Below are 17,841 nucleotides of genomic sequence, written 5' to 3' on the forward strand. Positions count from 1 at the left end.
CACGGCATTACGAAGATTTAATGTGCACTGCACAATGGATGGGCTGGCCACCATGATCGCGTGCAAAAGGCGGATCGCGAACCTGGACAACTCACCGCAGCATCGGCCAAAGCGTCGCGGCCAGCAACACGCCCATGGCGATGTTGAACCATTTCAGCCGCACTGGATCGGACAGGAAACCGCGCAGCGCCGTGCCGAATCCCGCCCACACTGAAACGCTCGGCAGGTTGACGATGGTGAAGGCCACCGAGATCAGCGCCACCGACAGGAACGGATGCTCCGGATTGGAGTAGACGGCCATGGCGGTGATCGCCATCACCCAGGCCTTGGCATTGACCCACTGGAACGCCGCCGCCTCGATGAAACGCATCGGCCGCGCCTCCGTCTCGCCTTTGCCGCTGAGCGAGCGTGACATGGCGATTTTCCAGGCAAGGTAGAGCAGATAGGCGGCGCCGGCGATCTTGAGCGCGGTGTGCAGCGCCGGGAACGCCGTCAGCACGGCGCCAAGACCAAGGCCGACCGCCAGCAGCAAGACAAGAAACCCGATGCTGATGCCGAACATATGCGGCACGCTCCTCACCAGGCCGAAATTCACACCTGAGGCGAGCAGCATCAGATTGTTAGGCCCGGGCGTGATCGAGGTCACGAAGGCGTAGACAAGCAAGGCGAGGAATGCGTCGAGCGACATGATATCCTCCCAGATAAGCCAGTATTATTGTCTCTTCCAACGACCGCACAAATGCCACCCTCGGCCGGTGGCCGATCCCGTCGTCACGCTGTGGAGAAACTTACCGGTGCTACATCCCCTGCGGGCCACGGTTCATCGCCGCCACGCCGGTGCGGCAGATCTCTACCAGGCCGAGCGGCTTCATGATGGCGATGAACTGGTCGAGCTTGGAGCCCTTGCCGGTGATCTCGAAGATGAAATGCTCGGTGTTGGCGTCGATGACGCTGGCGCGGAAGGCATCCGCCAGGCGCAGCGCCTCGACGCGGGCCTCGCCGGTGCCGGCGACCTTGACCAGCGCCAGTTCCCGCTCCAGCGGCCGCTCCTGGCCGAACTCCTGCGAGCGCACGGTGAGGTCGACGACGCGGTGGACCGGCACGATGCGCTCGAGCTGGTGCTTGATCTGCTCCAGCACATGCGGCGTGCCGCGCGTCACGATGGTGATGCGCGACAGATGTTTCTCATGCTCGGTTTCCGAGACCGTCAGGCTCTCGATGTTGTAGCCGCGCCCGGAAAACAGGCCGATGACCCGGGCAAGCACGCCCGGCTCGTTGTCGACCAGCACGGAAAGCGTGTGGTTCTCGGGCTTTTCCGTTTCCTTGGCGATGAAATAGGCGGAGCCGGTCGGTTGTAGCTGTGCGTTCATGATGTGAATCTCGACTTCAAACTCTTGGATCTAATCTCTGTTTACGCACGGCTTCTCGCGACAGCCCTGCCTCTGTCCGCTGCTAAACCAGTTCCCTGCCCTTGGCGTCGATGGCGTTGGCCACCGCTTCGTCCGTCGCCTCGTCCGGCAAGAGCATCTCATTGTGCGCCTTGCCCGACGGGATCATCGGGAAGCAGTTGGCGAGCGTCGCCACGCGGCAGTCGAACAGCACCGGCTTCCTGACCGAGATCATCTCCTTGATGGCATCGTCCAGCTCGTCCGGCTTGTCGCAGCGAATACCGTGGCCGCCATAGGCTTCGGCCAGCTTGACGAAATCAGGCATGGCTTCGGTGTAGGAATGCGACAGCCGGTTGCCGTGCAGCAGCTGCTGCCATTGCCGCACCATGCCCATATACTGGTTGTTGAGAATGAAGATTTTGATCGGCGCGTCGAACTGCACCGCGGCACTCATCTCTTGCATCGTCATCTGCACCGAAGCGTCGCCGGCGATATCGACGACCAGCGCGTTCGGATGCGCGATCTGCACGCCCAGTGCCGCCGGCAGGCCGTAACCCATCGTGCCGAGCCCCCCGGACGTCATCCAGCGGTTCGGCTTCTCGAAATGGTAGTGCTGGGCCGCCCACATCTGGTGCTGGCCGACCTCCGTCGTGATGTAGGTGTCCATGTCCTTGGTCAGGGCATAGAGCCGCTGGATGGCATATTGCGGCATGATCACGTCGTTGTTCATCTTGTAGGCGAGCGAATCGCGCGCGCGCCATTTGGCGATCTGCTCCCACCAGGGATAGAGCGCCTTCTTGTCGGCCTTGGCGGTTGCCCGCCACAGCCGCACGAGATCCTCCAGAACCCGGCCGACATCGCCGATAATGGGCACGTCGGTGTGGACGTTCTTGTTGATCGAGGACGGATCGATGTCGATATGGATCTTCTTCGAGTTCGGCGAGAACGCGTTGAGCCGGCCGGTGATGCGGTCGTCGAAGCGCGCACCGATGCAGACCATCACGTCGCAATCATGCATGGCCATGTTGGCTTCGTAGGTGCCGTGCATGCCGAGCATGCCGAGCCAGTTCTTGCCCGATGCCGGATAGGCGCCGAGCCCCATCAACGTCGAGGTGATCGGGAAACCGGTGAGGTCGACCAGTTCGCGCAGCAGATGGCTCGCTTCCGGACCGGAGTTGATGACGCCGCCGCCGCTGTAGATGATCGGTTTCCTGGCACCGGCCAACAGCTCGACCGCCGCCTTGATCTTCTCCAGATCACCCTGCACCTTCGGCTGATAGCTGGTGCGTGGCGCGGTTTGCGGAGAAACGTAAAAACCCTTGGCGAACTGCACGTCCTTCGGGATGTCGACCACGACAGGACCGGGACGGCCGGTGGTGGCGACATGGAAGGCCTCATGAATGGTTGCGGCAAGTTCGTTGACGTCCTTGACCAGCCAATTGTGCTTGGTGCAGGGACGCGTGATGCCGACCGTGTCGCATTCCTGGAAAGCGTCCGAACCGATCAGCGAGGTCGGCACCTGGCCGGTCAGGCAAACCAGCGGGATCGAATCCATCAGCGCGTCCTGCAAAGGCGTCACCGCGTTGGTCGCGCCCGGACCCGATGTCACCAGCATGACGCCTGCCTTGCCGGTCGAGCGCGCATAGCCCTCGGCCGCGTGACCGGCGCCCTGCTCGTGCCTCACCAGGATGTGCTCGACGTCGTCCTGCTGGAAAATCTCGTCATAGATCGGGAGAACCGCGCCGCCCGGATAACCGAAGACATGCTTGACGCCATTGTCCTTCAGCGCCTGCACCACCATTTCGGCGCCAGTCATTTCGCGCCGCTCGCTCTGTCCGTTGCTCATCGGTTTGGTCCCGTACTGTCCGCCATCCGGCGATTTTGCTGTCGTTTAGTCGTGTTTTGGGCAATAAAAAAGGCCCCCGAGGGAGCCTGTGTGTTGCGCATGGGAGGTTTTCGCCCGGCGGTTACACCGCCTTGCCCACGCGCCTTCCTACGAGAATGAGTGCCTTTTTCATGGTGGCGAACCATAAGGGTGAAAGCAGCCGTTCGTCAATGGGGTCGATTCCGCTTTCATGCCGGCTTGCCCGGTGCATGGCACGAAGCACGCGCACGCCGTCATTTAGACCCGGCTCGACGTCGGGTCGCTTGTCAAACCCTTGAAAACAAAGCGAACTATTTGGCGACGTGACGCGGCCCATGGTTTGCCGCGATACTGCCCGAGGCCGGACCCCAAGCTCGGCAAAGGCAGCTCGCAACGAGGCCGATCAACAAAAACGCGGAGGAAACTGATGCTCGACAAGGCCCCGAACAGGAAGCTTTCCGACCTTCTAGAACGATTTGGCGCGGCCCTCGCCGCCGGCGACATCGACAAGGCGATCGAATGCTTCCAGGAAGATTGTTATTGGCGCGACCTCGTCACCTTCACCTGGAACATCAAGACCATGGAAGGCCGCGATCAGGTGCGTGACATGCTGGAAAGCCAGCTGTCGAAGACGAAGCCATCGCATTTCGCGATCGCCAGGGGGTGAGGACGCGACCGAGGCGAACGGGGTGATCGACGGCTGGATCAGCTTCGAGACCGACGTGGCGCGCGGCTTCGGCCATATCAGGTTGAAGGACGGCAAGATCTGGACGCTGCTGACCACGATGGTCGAGCTGAAAGGGCACGAAGAGCCGGCCGGCTTCGCCCGGCCCATGGGCGCCAAGCACGGCTCCGGCAGGAACCGCCCGACCTGGAAGGAAGAGCGCGAGAAGGAAGCGGCCGAGCTTGGCTTCAAGATGCAGCCCTATACGGTCATCATCGGCGGCGGCCAGGGCGGCATCGCGCTTGGCGCGCGGCTCCGGCAGCTCGGCGTGCCGACGATCATCATTGAGAAGAATGAACGTGCCGGCGACAGCTGGCGCAAACGCTACAAGTCGCTCTGCCTGCATGATCCGGTCTGGTATGACCATTTGCCCTACATCGATTTCCCCCAGAACTGGCCGGTCTTCTCGCCCAAGGACAAGATCGGCGACTGGCTGGAAATGTACACGAAGGTGATGGAGCTGAATTACTGGTCCTCGACCGAGGCCAAGAGCGCTTCCTACGACGAGGAGAAGAAGGAATGGACGGTTGTCGTCCACCGCGACGGCAAGGACATCACGCTGAAGCCGAAGCAGCTGGTGCTGGCCACCGGCATGTCCGGCCGTCCCAATCTGCCGAAGTTCAAGGGCATGGAGAATTTCAAGGGGGATCAGCACCACTCCTCCAAGCACCCCGGCCCCGACCAATATGCCGGCAAGAAGGTTGTCGTCATCGGCTCGAACAATTCCGCGCACGACATTTGCGCGGCGCTGTGGGAAGCCGGCGTCGATGTCACCATGGTGCAGCGATCGACCACCCACATCGTCAGATCCGACACGCTCATGGATATCGGGCTTGGCGCGCTCTACTCGGAGCAGGCGGTGCAGAATGGTATGACCACCGCCAAGGCCGACCTCATCTTCGCCTCCCTGCCCTACAAGATCCTGCACGAGTTCCAGATTCCGCTTTATGAGAAGATGAAGGAGCGCGACGCGGCGTTCTACAAGGGCCTGGAAAAGGCGGGGTTCATGCTCGACTGGGGCGACGACGGCTCCGGCCTGTTCATGAAATATCTCAGGCGTGGCTCCGGCTACTACATCGATATCGGCGCCTCGCAGCTGATCATCGATGGCGCCATCAAGCTCAAGAGCGGCGTCGATGTGGCCGAGATCAAAGAACATTCCGTCCTGCTCAGCGATGGCACCGAACTGCCGGCGGACGTCATCGTCTACGCCACCGGATACGGCTCGATGAATGGCTGGGCGGCGGAGCTGATCTCAAGGAGGTTGCCGACAAGGTCGGCAAATGCTGGGGACTCGGCTCGAACACCACCAAGGATCCCGGCCCATGGGAAGGTGAGCAGCGCAACATGTGGAAGCCGACGCAGCAGGAGGCGCTCTGGTTCCATGGCGGTAACCTGCACCAGTCGCGCCATTATTCGCAGTTCCTGTCGCTGCAGTTGAAGGCCAGGCAGGAAGGCATTGCGACGCCCGTCTATGGGCTGCAGCAGGTTCACCACAAGGGATAAGCCAGATCGTGGCGAAAAACCGAGGGAGGCGCGGTTTTGGACCGCGCCTCCCTTTCCTGATCGGTGCGATCGGCTACGCCGCCTGGTCGGCCGCGAACCGCGCCACCACGCGTTCTAGCAACGGCACATAGTCGCGAAACGTGCGCGTCCTCATGTCCGCGACCTTGCCGCCCTCGTCCCAGATGCGGACGCGCACCGCCTCTTCGTGAAACGGGTTCTTGCGGAACCCGGCCACCTCGTCCGGGCTCATCGGCCCGCCCTGCAACGACAGCGTATGAACCGAAGCCGGCGACAGCTTGTCGAAATAGGTCGGGTCGGTGGCGCAGAGATAGCGCTTGGCCGAGACATGCAGCCTGACGCATTCGACGATGACCGGCGGGAAGAACGGCGCCAGCACCTCGCCGCCGGCCTCGTCATGGTGCTTGTCCTCGACGTCATCGGGCGAATAGGTACCGAACTCGCTGGTGTAGTGGCCGATATCGTGCAGCAGGGCTGCTGCCACCAGTTCTTCCGGCGCACCATCCTGCTCTGCGAGCCAGGCGCCCTGCAGCATATGCTCGGACATCGTCACCGGCTCGCCGAGATAGGATTCGGCTCCCCGGCGCTCGAAGATATCGGCGATGAATTCGACGATGTTGCCGGCGTTCAGATCATGTGCGTTCATTCCGCCGCCTCCTTGAAACCGTGCTCGATCGCCGCCAACGTCGACAGCAGGCCGTCCTTGTCGGCATAACAGCCCTGCAGCCAGCGTTTGCCGGTTCCCGAAAACGCCTTGCGCGCATGCATGACGCGGGTGTTGTCGACGATGAAGGCCTGCCCCGGCTCGAGCTTGAACGTTACTTCGAAAGCCGGATCCTCGATCAACTCCGCAAAGCGGCGATAGGCGGCGTAGTAGGCATCCATCTCGGCGAAAGGCACGTCGATGGTCGGCGCCAGCGAGCGGTTGTTGAAGCGGATGCAGATCAGTTCGCCGTCCGGCCCGAGTTCGATCATAGGCCGCTTCGCCTGCAGCCGCACGCCGGACGATCCGGCATATTCGAAACGGGCAGGATGCGAACTCAGGAGTCGGAAGCCTTCGGGATTCTCGGCCTGCAAGGCGGCCGCCACGGCGAACCCGTCGACCACGCTGGACTCACCACCCTCCACCGTGTTCTCGATACAGGACAGGATCTGCAGCGTCGGCACCGGGTCGCGATAAGGATTGTCGGTGTGCGCCTGGAGGCCGAGATTGGTGTAGGCCAGATTGTTCGGATTGACCTCGGCGCGCACTTCGAACCAGCGCCCGTAATTGGTCTCCCTGATGTAGCCGAACAGGTCGGAGACCTTGCACAGAGCGCCGGATTCGGCCGGCAGTCCGTCCATCACTGCAAAACCGTAGGCCCTCACCGCCAAGAGCCATTCCCGCAGCACACTGCGGCTGCGGCTTGCCTTCGGATAACCGGCGCGCGGCACCGAATTCTGCATCGTCGCCCTTGTCCAGCGCTGCACCGCGTCGGCGGTCCATCCGGACTGACGGGCCTCGGCGCGATCATAGGCATTGGCTCGAAGCCACGCCTCGGGAAAGCTGACCGTCTTCTTCTCGGGCACGAATCTGATCTCCACGGCATTGCCCTTGATCGAAGCGGCACCGATCCGCGTCTCGGCTGGAATATCGAGGATGGTGATCAGTCGCTGGCCGTTGCCGGCGCTGCGTGTCTTGTCGTCGAGTGCGTTGTCGCGAAGCCACATGGCATGGAACCGGCAGCGCGTCCCGTCCTTCCAGCCCAGTTCGATCATTCTTCCTGCGTCGCCTATCAGCGCATCGGTCAACATGGAGATGTTCCTGTCCATTGCGCCCCGCAGTCCGCTCAGCGGGGCCTCGATTGCATGTTGATCGAGCGAAAGGTATAATTGAAATTATCATTTTTCGGTCAATGGCTGCAAAATCGTAATGCCTGCGAGAACCATCCCCACCTTGCCCCCACTCGACTGGCTGCGCAGCTTCGAGGCAGCGGCGCGGCTTTCGAATTTTACGGCGGCCGCCGCCGAGCTCGGCCTGACCCAGGCGGCCGTCAGTCAGCATGTCCGGCTCCTCGAGGATCGGCTGAAGACGCGTCTGTTCTCACGGCTGGCGCGGGGCGTCGCACTGTTGCCGGAGGGCGCCGCCTACTTGCCCCACATCCAATCAGCCTTCGCCACCATCGGCAGCAGCACGGCGGAACTGTTCGAGCCCCGCGCCGTCGAGACCGTCACCTTGCGGGCGCCGATCTCTTTCGCTTTGCTGGTGCTCGTTCCGAAGCTGCCCGACCTTGCCAAGGCGCTGCCGCGCATCCATGTCGACCTGGTGACGATCCATCGCCCGACCGACTATGACCTGCCGGGCTCAGCGCTGGACATCCGTTTCGGCAACGGATCCTTTCCCGGACGCCTGGCCGACAGGCTGACCGCCGAGCGGCTTGTGCCGGTGGCCGCCCCGGCCTTGGCCAGTGATGCCGACTGGACATCCCTGCCGCTGCTCCTGGTCGCCGGTGCGCGCGAGATGTGGGCGGAATGGTTCGCCGCGGCGGGATTGGTCGGTCACCCCAGGCGCTCGCATCGCTTCGACAGCTTCGTGGCTGCGATGGAGGCTGCGCGAGCCGGCGCGGGCGTGCTTCTGGGCTCGCGGCCGCTGATTGACGCGGCACTCGAAAGCAAGGCCCTGGCCAGGCTTTCCGATTTCGAGCTCCCGAGCACATCGGGGCATTTTCTGACCAAGGCACCGATCGCGCGACTGACCGGTGCCGAGCAGGATTTCCGCCAATGGCTGCTGTCGCGCCTCGGCGAGCCATCTCCGACATGACGTTCACCGGCCGATGCGCTTCCAGTAGATGAGCGTGCCGGTCAGCCCGCCATGGGGCTTCAATGCATAGTCCGGTATTTCCCCGGTGAGCGTGAAGCCCAGCCTCTCATAGAGCCCGGACGCCCCCTCTTCGGTCGCCGTATCCAGAACCAGAAGCGTGCGGCCCCTCTCCACCGCAAGGGCCTCGGCCGCTTGCATCAGGCGGGTCGCCACGCCTTTGCCTCGACGATCGAGGCGCGTCATCAGCTTGGCGATCTCGGCCCGGTGCGGCTGGTTGGGCGGACAGTCGAGCAGCAGCGTGACCGTGCCGACCAGCGTGTCTGCCTCCCACGCGCCAAGCACCACCCGCTCACCTCTTGCGGCCGCCGTCAGCGACGTGTCCCAGAACCTGCGGGCGGTTTCCGACGCCAGCGGATGCATGAAGCTCACCGACCCGCCCGCGGCAACCGTTTCGACCAGAAGATCGCCAAGCAACGCCTGTGTCCGCGCGTCCTGCGTCAACATTCTGATCTCGATGGAATGCATGCTCGTTCTGCCTGGCTGAGATGGAAGGATCGATACGGTCGAACTGGCGTCAATCGAAAGCGCTGAATCGCTTTCCCTTGCGCGCCGCCTTGATCGCGGCGATGCGTTCGGTGTCCTCTTCCTGAAGGTGGCGTCCGCGTTCGAGGAATTCGAGCGTGTATTCCTCATAGGTAAGTCCCAGCCGTTCCGCCTTGTCCACGCGCATCAGCATGACGTCGCGGCTCGGTGCTTTCCACGCCTTGGCATGCGCGGCCTGCCAGGCCAGGAAAATATAAGGATCGCCCTTGCCCCATGGCGGCCCCTTGTAGTCGTCGAGCGGCGGTCCCCCATTGTGGGAGCGCTTTGGACGTCTCGGCATGATGTCAGGCCCTGACCAGCGCGACGAGATAGTCGGCGCCCGCCTCGAGCGCATGGAAGGTGCAGTCCGACGGCGCGCCGAGCGCCAGACAGTCGCCGGGCTCGAGCCTGTGCACCAGATCGCCCTCGATGAATTCCAGCCGTCCGGAGATCAGCCATATCTGCTGTTTGATGAAGGCGTAGGACGCCGCGGGCAAACTGACCTTGGCGCCCGCCGGCAGATGAACCCTGATCAGTTCGAGCGGCATGTCGCCGGCCGGCGAAAGATGCCGCCTGACATAGCCGGTGTCGGGATCCCGCCAAACGGGCTGGTCGCTCGCCCGCAGCAAGCCCCCACCCTGCAATTCCGCGCGTGCGATAAGGGTCGACAGCGTCATGCCGAAGGCGGCGGCGATCCGCACCAGGAGCGCTGCCGTCGGGCTGGTTATGCCACGCTCGATCGTGCTCAGCATGGCTTTGGAGACGCCGGAGCGCTCGGCGAGTTCGGCCAGGGACCAGTCCCGTATCGTCCTCTCGGCGTGTATCCGCCTGCCGATTGTCGAGGAGATGTCGTTCGCTATATCATCCATTCGTCTATTATAGCGAAAACTGATAACTGGAAAAGAGCCTTGTCGCGACAATTTTCGCCGGCTTCTTAATCCTCCCTACACCATCCGGCCACACTCGACCTTAACCCCGTTCCTGTAGGCTTCGACGTGAGGGAAAATGGGGATTGGCCTGTCCATGTATGTCGAACGCGAAGCCTCGGTCGGAGAACCGACATCGCAGGAGCGCCGCAACGCCGAACAGAACGACAGGCGCATCCTGGGCAATGTCGTGCAATGCGACGGCGCCCGCGCCACCATCAGCGCCTTTGCGGACGACGTCGACGGCGCGGTGACCGGCCTGTGGACGGTCGGCAAGATGATCTCGGTCAATCTCGGCACGACACGCACCGTCGGCCTGGTCTATGCGATCGGCAAGTCGGATCGCGCCTGGAACAGCGAAGGCCAGAACGCCATCGAGGTCAGCATCGAGCTGATCGGCGAAGTGCGCGACGGCGCCGAACCCGGCTCCAAGCCGATCTTCGACCGCGGCATCACCACCTATCCCCATATAGGCGCCATCGCGCACCGCATCCGCAGCCGTGACCTGCAGGCCGTCTACGATCTGGCCGGGCGTCATTCGATCACCATCGGCTCGCTGTCGCAGGACGAGGCGATCGCCGCCAACATCGCCATCGACGACACGCTGGCGCGCCACTTTGCCATTGTCGGCACCACCGGCGTCGGCAAGTCCACCGCCGTCTCGCTGCTGCTGCGCAAATCGATCGCGGCGCGGCCGGATCTGCGCATCCTGATCCTCGATCCGCACAATGAATTCGCCGCGTCGCTGCCCGAATATTGCGTCAAGGTCGATTCCAAGACGCTCGACCTTCCGTTCTGGATGTTCCGGCTCGAGGAATTCGCCGAGGTTCTATTTCGCGGCCGCGAGACCGTGCCCGACGAGATCGATGCGCTGCGCGACCTCATTCCGCTCGCCAAAAACCTCTATCGCAACCCCAATTCCGGTGCCTATCTCAGGCGCGGCAGCGATGCGCTGACCGCCGATACGCCAGTGCCCTACCGCATTGCCGATCTGCTCAAGCAGATTGACGAGCGCATGGGCATGCTCGAAAGCAAGAACGAGCGCCCGACGCTCAAATCGCTGAAGACGCGCATCGAGATCGGCGGCAGCCGATCCGCGCTACCGTTTCATGTTCAACTCGCGCCTGATCGAGGACACCATCCACGAGACGATCGGCAACATCTTCCGCGTGCCGCATAACGGCCGCCCTGTGACCTGTTTCGAAATGGCCGGCATGCCGTCCGAAGTGGTCAATTCCGTCTGTTCGGTGCTGGCGCGCCTGGCGTTCGACCTTGCGCTGTGGAGCGAGGGCAAGCTGCAGCTCCTATTGCTGTGCGAAGAAGCGCATCGCTACATGCCGGCCGATGCGCGCCTCGGCTTCGCGCCGACAAGGCACGCGCTGTCGCGCATTGCCAAGGAAGGCCGCAAGTATGGCTGCTATCTCGGCGTCGTCACCCAGCGCCCGGGCGAACTCGACCCGACCATCCTGTCGCAGTGCTCGACCTTTTTCGCCATGCGGCTCGCCAATGAGCAGGACCAGGCGATCATCCGCTCGGCCATCGCCGACTCGTCCGCCTCCACGCTTGCTTTCCTGTCGTCCATGGGCCAGCGCGAAGCGATCGCCTTCGGCGAAGGCGTGGCGACGACGATGCGGCTGAAGTTCGAGAGACTGCCGGCTGAACTGATCCCCGGCACGGCAAAGCGCGAACAAGCCATGTCGTCGAAAACCGGAGACGATGTCGATTTGGTGACGATCGTCGAACGGCTTCGCAACGTTCCAAAGCCGCAACAGCAGGCGATGGCCTTTGCCGAAGTGGTCGATTCTGGCCGCCAGGCTGGCGATCCCGACTACCGCAAGCCGCCGGCCGCACGCGTGCAATCGGACGATGATTTCGACATGCGCTACGGCCTAAAGCCCGCCACCTTCGGCATGCGCCCCCAGAACGATTGAGCCTGCAAGCTCTCTGACGACCGGCCGGGAAGCCGCACACAAGCTTCCAAAGGCTTCACATCATCGAACCAGCTTGGTCAAATCCCGAAAGGGAATTCATCAGGCCGGATTGAATGGCGTGGTTTCGAGAAGCCGGAGCGGAGCGGACATTCAGTCCGTGAGCACCGGAAGTCGAAAAAGCCGCGTCAGGCAACCGGCCTCGTGAATTCTTCTTCGAGATTTCAGGCGCAGACGCGGTTGCGGCCTTGCCTCTTGGCCTCGTAGAGCTGGCGGTCGGCGCGGCGATAGAATTCTTCCGCCGTCTCCTTGCGGTCCCATACGGCAAGGCCGACGCTGGTGGTGATCTTGAGCCGGACATTGCCCGAAAGAACCGACATGTTGGCGATCGCCTTGCGGATACGCTCGGCGAATTTCGACAACAATTCCGCCTCCATGTTGGGCGTGACCACGGCGAATTCCTCGCCACCCAATCGCGCCACCACGTCATGGTAGCGCGTCATGTCCTTGAGACAGCTGGCGACGGCCTTGAGTACCTCGTCGCCGACGTCGTGGCCATGTGTATCGTTGACCTGCTTGAAATGATCAAGGTCGAGGATCATCAGCCCGACGGGTTTCTCGATGCGCTTGAACTCCTCGAGATATTCCTTCAGCGCGTCGTCGAAATAGCGCCGGTTCTGCATGCCGGTCAGGCTATCTGTCAGCGCCGCATGTTCGAACGTCTCGGAGCGGGCGCTCAGTGACACGGTCATGGCCCGCAGCTTGCCTTCCTCCGTCGCCTGCCTGCGGATCAACGGGTAGATGAAGAAGATGCCGAAGAACAGCGCGGTCGCGAGCAGCACGCCCGTCGCGAAAAGCAGCTTGTTGAGGTAGATGACCTTGTCCAGGCCGGAGGCCGTGTGCAGTTCGGTGGCAAAGGATTGTAGCAGTCCATAGGCATGCAGCGTCACCAGGCCGGCGGCCAGGATCACGAAGATAAAGACGAAAAACGCCGATTCCGCCTTGTGGAAACGCATCTGCTCCCCGATGGAAAAATGCCCATCGACCTTATGGCATGGCGGGCCTTACGGAGGGTTAATTTGGACAACCACAACGAGAACCTTTCCGTGAAGGAAAGGCTTTCTAGGTTGCATTAGCAACAAGCGTTTGGATCGTGGTTTCGATATCGTCACCAGGATGCAATCTTTGCCATTCCGGTCCTAGCTGGTGCCGAAACCAGGTCGTCTGCCGCTTGGCATATTGCCTGGTTGCGATCTTGGCGCGTTCGATCGCCTCGGGAAAACCCGATTGTCCGGCCATCGCCGCTTGCAGTTCGCGGACGCCGATCGCCTTCATCGCCGGCAATTGCAGATCGAGACGAAGCGATGCGAGTTGCCTGACTTCGTCCAGTGCGCCCTTGACCAGCATCTGGTCGAAACGCCTTTCGATGCGTCCGACCAGCGCGGCCCGGTCCGGCTCGATGACAAAGAAGCGGGCCGTCTGTCTGTCGATGAGCGGCCGGCCCCGCGCGGCCTGCCAGTCCAGGATCGAGCGGCCGGATGCGTCGAGCACTTCGAGCGCCCGCACGATGCGCTGGCTGTCCGTGGGCTTCAACTGCATGGCTGCCCTGGAATCCTCGCGCAGCAGGATGCCATGCAGTTTGACGGCGCCTTGCTCCTTCAACTCGTAGCGCCAACGGTCGCGTACCTGCCGCGGAATGTCGGGCATTTCCGAAATGCCCTCGGCCAAGGCGCGAAAGTAAAGGCCGGTGCCGCCGACGAAGATCGGTCGCCGCGAGAGCGCGCCGTCTTCGATCAGCCTCGTCACGTCGCGCAGCCACGCCCCGGTCGAGTAGGCGGTGCCGGGATGGACATGCCCATAGAGATAATGCGGTGCCCGAGCGAGGTCCGCCGCCTCCGGCCGGGCAGTCAACACGTCGAGAACCGAATAGGCTTGCATGGAATCGGTGTTGATGATCACGCCGCCTATACGTTCGGCCAGGTCGAGCGCCAGCGCCGACTTGCCGCTGGCGGTCGGCCCGGCTATCAGGATCGCATTCTTCACGCGGCCTTCGCCCGCATCCGCACCGGAATTATCGATGCCGCTTATCGCCACGCTTGTTTCCCATCCCGCCGATCGTGCCTTGTCACCATCGCTTGCGAATATGGCCTCACGGTCGGTGGGCGCAAGCACTGTTCGCTGGATGGCCGAAGACATTGCCTGCGATCTCGCACTGCCAGCGAATGCACAAGCCGACGAGGCGGCCGCCAATCTGCGCGCGGCGCTGGCCGCCGAGCCGATCGACGTGATCGTCCAGCAGTCGGCAACGCGCCGCAAGAAGATCCTCATCGCCGACATGGATTCGACCATGATCGACCAGGAATGCATCGACGAGCTGGCCGACGAGATCGGCGTCAAGGAGCACGTCGCGGCGATCACCGCACGATCGATGAATGGCGAGATCGCCTTCGAGCCCGCCCTGCGCGAGCGCGTGGCGTTGCTCAAGGGGCTCGATGCGGCCGTGGTCGATCTGATCGTTGCCAACCGGTTGACATTGGCCTCCGGCGGTCGCGCACTGGTGCAGACGATGCGGGCCAACGGCGCCTGGACCGCGCTAGTCTCGGGCGGCTTCGAGGTCTTCACCTCACGCATCGCCGCCATGCTCGGCTTCCATGAAAATCGCGCCAACCGCCTGCTCGAACAGGATGGCCTGTTTGCCGGGTTGGTCGGCGAGCCGATCCTAGGCCGCGCCGCCAAGGCCGAGGCGCTGATCGAGATCACTGCGCGTCTCGGCCTCACCCCGGCCGATGCCATTGCTGTCGGCGACGGGGCCAACGATCTCGACATGATCCGCCTTGCCGGCACCGGTGTTGCGCTGCATGCCAAACCGATGGTGGCCGCGCAGGCAAAGGTTCGCATCGACCATGGCGACCTGACCGCATTGCTCTATCTGCAAGGCTACGGGCAGGAAGAGTTCGTCCAATGAAACCAATGCGCACCGAGCGCCTGATCCTGCGCAACTGGGAGGATCGCGACCGGGAGCTGTTCCATCGCATCAATTCCGATGAACGCGTGATGGAGTTCTTCCCCTTCCGTCGCGGCCGCGCCGCAGCAGACGCCAAGATGGACGAACTGCGGGCCATCATCGATCGGGACGGCTATGGCTTTGCCGCCGCCGAGGTCGCCGCATCAGGTCAATGCATCGGCTTTGTCGGTATCACCGGGACCGACCATCTGCCGTTCCTTCCCGCCGGCACCGTTGAGGTCGGCTGGCGGCTGGCGCCCGAATTCTGGGGCAAGGGTTATGTCACGGAAGCTGCCGAGGCATGGCTGGCCTACGGCTTCGAAAAACTCGGCCTTGGCGAGATCGTCTCCTTCGCGGTCGAGAACAACCGCCGCTCCACTGCCGTCATGAAGCGCCTCGGCATGACCGCCGATCCCTCGGCCAACTTCGACCACCCCGGCATTCCCGACAGCCACCCGGAGCTGAAGAGGCATGTGTTCTACAGGCTGACGAGCGCGGATTGGCGGAAGAATCGTCGCTGATCAATGCCTGTCAGGTGGAAATTCGTCGCCGGACTGTGGCGATCTGTCTGCGACCCGCCCCAGCATTTTCGCGAAATCGCCCGGTGACGCGTCGCCGGCACGACGACGCAGGAAGTCAGCTGCCGCTTCCATTGCCCCGACCTTTTGCGCCACAGCCGACGCAATCCATTGATTGAGCGACACGCCATCGGCCTTCGCGAGGCGCGCGGCTGCTTCCCTAACCGACTGTGGCAGTTTCAGCGGATAAGTCGCTTTGCTCATGTACGAAGTCCTTCCAGGAACTCGGCCGGGCTCACAAGCAGTACATCAAAACGGCCTGCCGCAGCTAGGAAGTCCCGGCGATTGTGAGTCACCAACGCATCGGCCCGGCCGTTGATCGCTGCTTCAAGCACCATCTCATCCTTCGGATCGTTCAATTGCGGCCGCCAGAGAAAGTGCAGCTCGACCGGCTCAGCCAGCAATGCAAAGCCGGCCAGCAAACGGCCCAGATCCGGCGCGGACAACCCGTGAGCCGCCACCTGCTCGGGTCTGGCCAGCACGGTTTCATATTCAAGAAACAGCGCTGTCGTCACTAATGGGCGAATTTGCCGATCCGCAATCAGCTGCAGGATGGCGAAAGACGCGCCATTCCTGCTTCGCAAGCCTGCCGTCAAAACGTTTGTGTCCAGTACGATCCGCCTCACAAGTCAAAATAGTACATCCCATGGGATGTTACAATATGACCATCGTTAGCGATCCTCAGTCCATCCGGATCGTCACAAACCTCAGCTCACCGGTCTTGGACGCCAGCATCAACAGTGCGTTCTTGCGTCCCTGCTCCTTCAGCGCGCCGATCCGGTCCATCACATCCTTGGGCGTGGCAACCGATTCCTGTGCAATTTCGGTGATCACCTCGCCCGGCTGGATGCCGCGTTCAGCCGCGGCCGAATCCTTGGCGACATCGGTGATGACGACGCCCGAAACATCGGCGGCGATGCTGAACTTCTTGCGCGTATCGTCGTTCAATTCGCCGACGGTCATGCCGAGCACCGAGGCCGTCGAAACCGCCGGCGCCTTGTCGCCTTTGTCCTGGTCGGTGTTGCCGTTTTCGCCGCTGGCGAGCTTCTCGCTGTCCTCGAGCCGGCCAAGTGTTACCTTCACCGTTTGCTCGACACCCTTGCGCACGATCAGCACGTCGACCGCCTTGCCGACCGGGCTCTCCGCGACCACACGCGGCAGGTCGCGCATTTCGTGGATGTCCTTGCCGTCGAACTTGATGATCACGTCGCCGGCCTGGATGGTGCCGTTGTCGACCGGTCCACCCTTGATGACGCCGGCGACCAGCGCACCCTTGGCGGTCGCCATGCCGAGGCTCTCGGCAATGTCGTCGGTCACCGGCTGGATGCGCACGCCAAGCCAGCCGCGCCGCGTTTCGCCATATTGGCGCAGTTGCTCGACAACGCCCGATGCGAGCTGCGAGGGGATGGAGAAGCCGATGCCGATCGAGCCGCCGGACGGCGAAATGATCGCCGTGTTGATGCCGATGACCTCGCCGGCGCTGTTGAACAGCGGCCCGCCCGAATTGCCGCGGTTGATCGCGGCATCGGTCTGGATGAAATCGTCATAGGGGCCTGAATTGATGTCGCGGTTACGCGCCGAGACGATGCCGACCGTGACCGTGCCGCCGAGGCCGAACGGATTGCCGATCGCCATCACCCAGTCGCCGACGCGCATCTTGGTGGAATCGCCGAACTTCACCGCCGTCAGCTTGTGGCCCTTCGGATCGACCTTGAGCACCGCGACATCGGTCTTGGTGTCGGTGCCGACCAGCGTCGCCTTCAGCGTGACTCCATCGGAGAAATTGACCTCGATATCGTCGGCATCGGCGATGACATGGTTGTTGGTGACGACGATGCCCTGCTCGGCGTCGATGACGAAACCGGAGCCGAGCGACTGCACTTTCTGCGAGCCATTGTCCTTGTCGCCGCCGCGGTTCTTGAAGAAATCGTCGAAGAAATCCTGGAACGGTGAGCCTTCGGGAAGCTGCGGCATCGGCGCCGCGCCCGGACCTTCCGTGCCCTTCACCGTCTGCGACGTCGAGATGTTGACCACCGCGCCGAGCAGGCCTTGCGCCAGGTCGGCCACCGAAGCAGGCCCGTCGGCGGCCATTGTCGGCGTCACGAAGGCCGGAACGGCCACGGTGCCCAGAAGAAGCGCTGCCGCGCCAGCGACGAACGTGCGTCGAGCCGCGCGCAAAAGGGTGTTGGATGTCATCGAGAAGCCTCCCGGCACTTCTGAAAGAGAAAAGCGCTTCGACGGAAACGCCGTGTCGCGCCATGATGGCAAGAAATAGGGCACGTTTGCGGCTATGGCTATTGGCAGAGTGTAAATCCCGCGTTTTTGCACACCCCTAGCCGCCGCGGATCAGCCAGACGATACCGACGCCGGCGGCAATCGCCACCAGCCCGGCGATCCGCAATGCGTTCTCCGGCAACGACAGCACCTCAGCCGCCAGTTTCCTGGCGAAACCGGGAAAGCCGCCATAGACCAAGCCCTCAATGACGAGGACCAGGCCTATTGCCGCGAAGAAATCCTGCACCG

17 protein-coding genes and 2 pseudogenes are annotated in these 17,841 nt (G+C 62.7%); 5 read left to right on the plus strand and 14 right to left on the minus strand.

Features of this window, described 5'->3' with window-relative positions:
* Positions 1-91: 91 nt before the first annotated feature.
* The 3 genes from ACIU1A_RS14115 to ACIU1A_RS14125 all read right to left on the minus strand — a co-directional run bounded on the left by ACIU1A_RS14115 (position 92) and on the right by ACIU1A_RS14125 (position 3,234).
* Positions 92-688 carry a LysE family translocator gene (locus ACIU1A_RS14115; RefSeq protein WP_404927547.1) on the minus strand — a complete coding sequence of 199 codons (597 nt, stop codon included), beginning with the start codon at positions 686-688 and terminating at the stop codon, positions 92-94.
* 109 nt (positions 689-797) lie between these two features.
* Positions 798-1,370, minus strand: a complete 573-nt coding sequence (ilvN, locus tag ACIU1A_RS14120) for an acetolactate synthase small subunit (RefSeq protein WP_023676680.1) — start codon at positions 1,368-1,370, stop codon at positions 798-800.
* A gap of 82 nt (positions 1,371-1,452) precedes the next feature.
* Positions 1,453-3,234, minus strand: coding sequence for an acetolactate synthase 3 large subunit (locus tag ACIU1A_RS14125; RefSeq protein WP_140656826.1), 1,782 nt, complete (start codon positions 3,232-3,234; stop codon positions 1,453-1,455).
* A 445-nt stretch (positions 3,235-3,679) separates the two neighbouring features.
* On the opposite strand from ACIU1A_RS14125, the pseudogene ACIU1A_RS14130 reads away from it, so the two are divergent.
* Positions 3,680-5,482: pseudogene (locus ACIU1A_RS14130) on the plus strand (NAD(P)-binding domain-containing protein).
* Positions 5,483-5,555: 73 nt separating this feature from the next.
* Here the strand turns inward: ACIU1A_RS14130 and ACIU1A_RS14135 are convergent.
* On the minus strand, positions 5,556-6,146 hold the full coding sequence (locus ACIU1A_RS14135) for an HD domain-containing protein (RefSeq protein ID WP_140495362.1): 591 nt from the start codon (positions 6,144-6,146) through the stop codon (positions 5,556-5,558).
* Entirely contained in the window at positions 6,143-7,294 is a 1,152-nt protein-coding gene (locus ACIU1A_RS14140; protein WP_224619810.1) for a gamma-butyrobetaine dioxygenase, read from the minus strand. The genes ACIU1A_RS14135 and ACIU1A_RS14140 overlap by 4 nt, the downstream gene beginning before the upstream one ends.
* Positions 7,295-7,412: 118 nt before the next feature.
* Here ACIU1A_RS14140 and ACIU1A_RS14145 point away from each other — a divergent pair, with 118 nt between their 5' ends.
* Positions 7,413-8,300, plus strand: coding sequence for a LysR family transcriptional regulator (locus ACIU1A_RS14145; RefSeq protein ID WP_404927548.1), 888 nt, complete (start codon positions 7,413-7,415; stop codon positions 8,298-8,300).
* Between the two features lie 3 nt (positions 8,301-8,303).
* Here the strand turns inward: ACIU1A_RS14145 and ACIU1A_RS14150 are convergent, their stop codons facing one another.
* From ACIU1A_RS14150 to ACIU1A_RS14160, 3 genes are read right to left on the minus strand one after another with little or no spacing between them, the layout of a single operon-like run.
* Positions 8,304-8,825 carry a GNAT family N-acetyltransferase gene (locus ACIU1A_RS14150; RefSeq protein WP_404927549.1) on the minus strand — a complete coding sequence of 174 codons (522 nt, stop codon included), beginning with the start codon at positions 8,823-8,825 and terminating at the stop codon, positions 8,304-8,306.
* 49 nt (positions 8,826-8,874) lie between these two features.
* The gene (locus tag ACIU1A_RS14155; protein WP_404927550.1) at positions 8,875-9,183 is read right to left on the minus strand and encodes a hypothetical protein; all 309 of its coding nucleotides are present in this window, start codon (positions 9,181-9,183) and stop codon (positions 8,875-8,877) included.
* A 4-nt stretch (positions 9,184-9,187) separates the two neighbouring features.
* Entirely contained in the window at positions 9,188-9,751 is a 564-nt protein-coding gene (locus ACIU1A_RS14160; protein ID WP_404927551.1) for a helix-turn-helix domain-containing protein, read from the minus strand.
* A 154-nt stretch (positions 9,752-9,905) separates the two neighbouring features.
* Here ACIU1A_RS14160 and ACIU1A_RS14165 point away from each other — a divergent pair.
* Positions 9,906-11,739, plus strand: a pseudogene (locus tag ACIU1A_RS14165) (ATP-binding protein).
* A 221-nt stretch (positions 11,740-11,960) separates the two neighbouring features.
* Here the strand turns inward: ACIU1A_RS14165 and ACIU1A_RS14170 are convergent.
* Positions 11,961-12,752: a GGDEF domain-containing protein gene (locus tag ACIU1A_RS14170; RefSeq protein WP_140495351.1), complete on the minus strand. Its 792-nt coding sequence runs from the start codon at positions 12,750-12,752 to the stop codon at positions 11,961-11,963.
* A 106-nt stretch (positions 12,753-12,858) separates the two neighbouring features.
* Positions 12,859-13,824, minus strand: coding sequence for a tRNA (adenosine(37)-N6)-dimethylallyltransferase MiaA (gene miaA, locus ACIU1A_RS14175; protein ID WP_404927918.1), 966 nt, complete (start codon positions 13,822-13,824; stop codon positions 12,859-12,861).
* On the opposite strand from miaA, the gene serB reads away from it, so the two are divergent.
* Together serB and ACIU1A_RS14185 are read left to right on the plus strand one after the other, a co-directional pair.
* On the plus strand, positions 13,814-14,701 hold the full coding sequence (gene serB, locus ACIU1A_RS14180; RefSeq protein WP_140516503.1) for a phosphoserine phosphatase SerB: 888 nt from the start codon (positions 13,814-13,816) through the stop codon (positions 14,699-14,701). The two genes, miaA and serB, sit on opposite strands and share 11 nt — an antisense overlap.
* The gene (locus ACIU1A_RS14185) at positions 14,698-15,261 is read left to right on the plus strand and encodes a GNAT family N-acetyltransferase (protein WP_140559555.1); all 564 of its coding nucleotides are present in this window, start codon (positions 14,698-14,700) and stop codon (positions 15,259-15,261) included. The genes serB and ACIU1A_RS14185 overlap by 4 nt, the downstream gene beginning before the upstream one ends.
* Here the strand turns inward: ACIU1A_RS14185 and ACIU1A_RS14190 are convergent, their stop codons facing one another.
* From ACIU1A_RS14190 to ACIU1A_RS14205, 4 genes are all read right to left on the minus strand, one after another.
* Positions 15,262-15,522 carry a pilus assembly protein HicB gene (locus tag ACIU1A_RS14190; RefSeq protein ID WP_404927552.1) on the minus strand — a complete coding sequence of 87 codons (261 nt, stop codon included), beginning with the start codon at positions 15,520-15,522 and terminating at the stop codon, positions 15,262-15,264. It abuts the gene before it with no gap.
* Positions 15,519-15,944, minus strand: a complete 426-nt coding sequence (locus ACIU1A_RS14195) for a putative toxin-antitoxin system toxin component, PIN family (RefSeq protein ID WP_140495343.1) — start codon at positions 15,942-15,944, stop codon at positions 15,519-15,521. Before ACIU1A_RS14195 ends, ACIU1A_RS14190 begins: the two co-directional genes overlap by 4 nt.
* Before the next feature lie 55 nt (positions 15,945-15,999).
* Complete coding sequence (locus ACIU1A_RS14200; protein ID WP_404927553.1) at positions 16,000-17,514, minus strand: DegQ family serine endoprotease; 1,515 nt, start codon at positions 17,512-17,514, stop codon at positions 16,000-16,002.
* A 136-nt stretch (positions 17,515-17,650) separates the two neighbouring features.
* The gene (locus ACIU1A_RS14205; protein WP_140521173.1) at positions 17,651-17,839 is read right to left on the minus strand and encodes a DUF2065 domain-containing protein; all 189 of its coding nucleotides are present in this window, start codon (positions 17,837-17,839) and stop codon (positions 17,651-17,653) included.
* Between the last annotated feature and the right edge of the window lie 2 nt (positions 17,840-17,841).

This window comes from Mesorhizobium maamorense (assembly GCF_044998965.1).
In the GTDB taxonomy this organism is placed as follows: Bacteria; Pseudomonadota; Alphaproteobacteria; order Rhizobiales; family Rhizobiaceae; genus Mesorhizobium.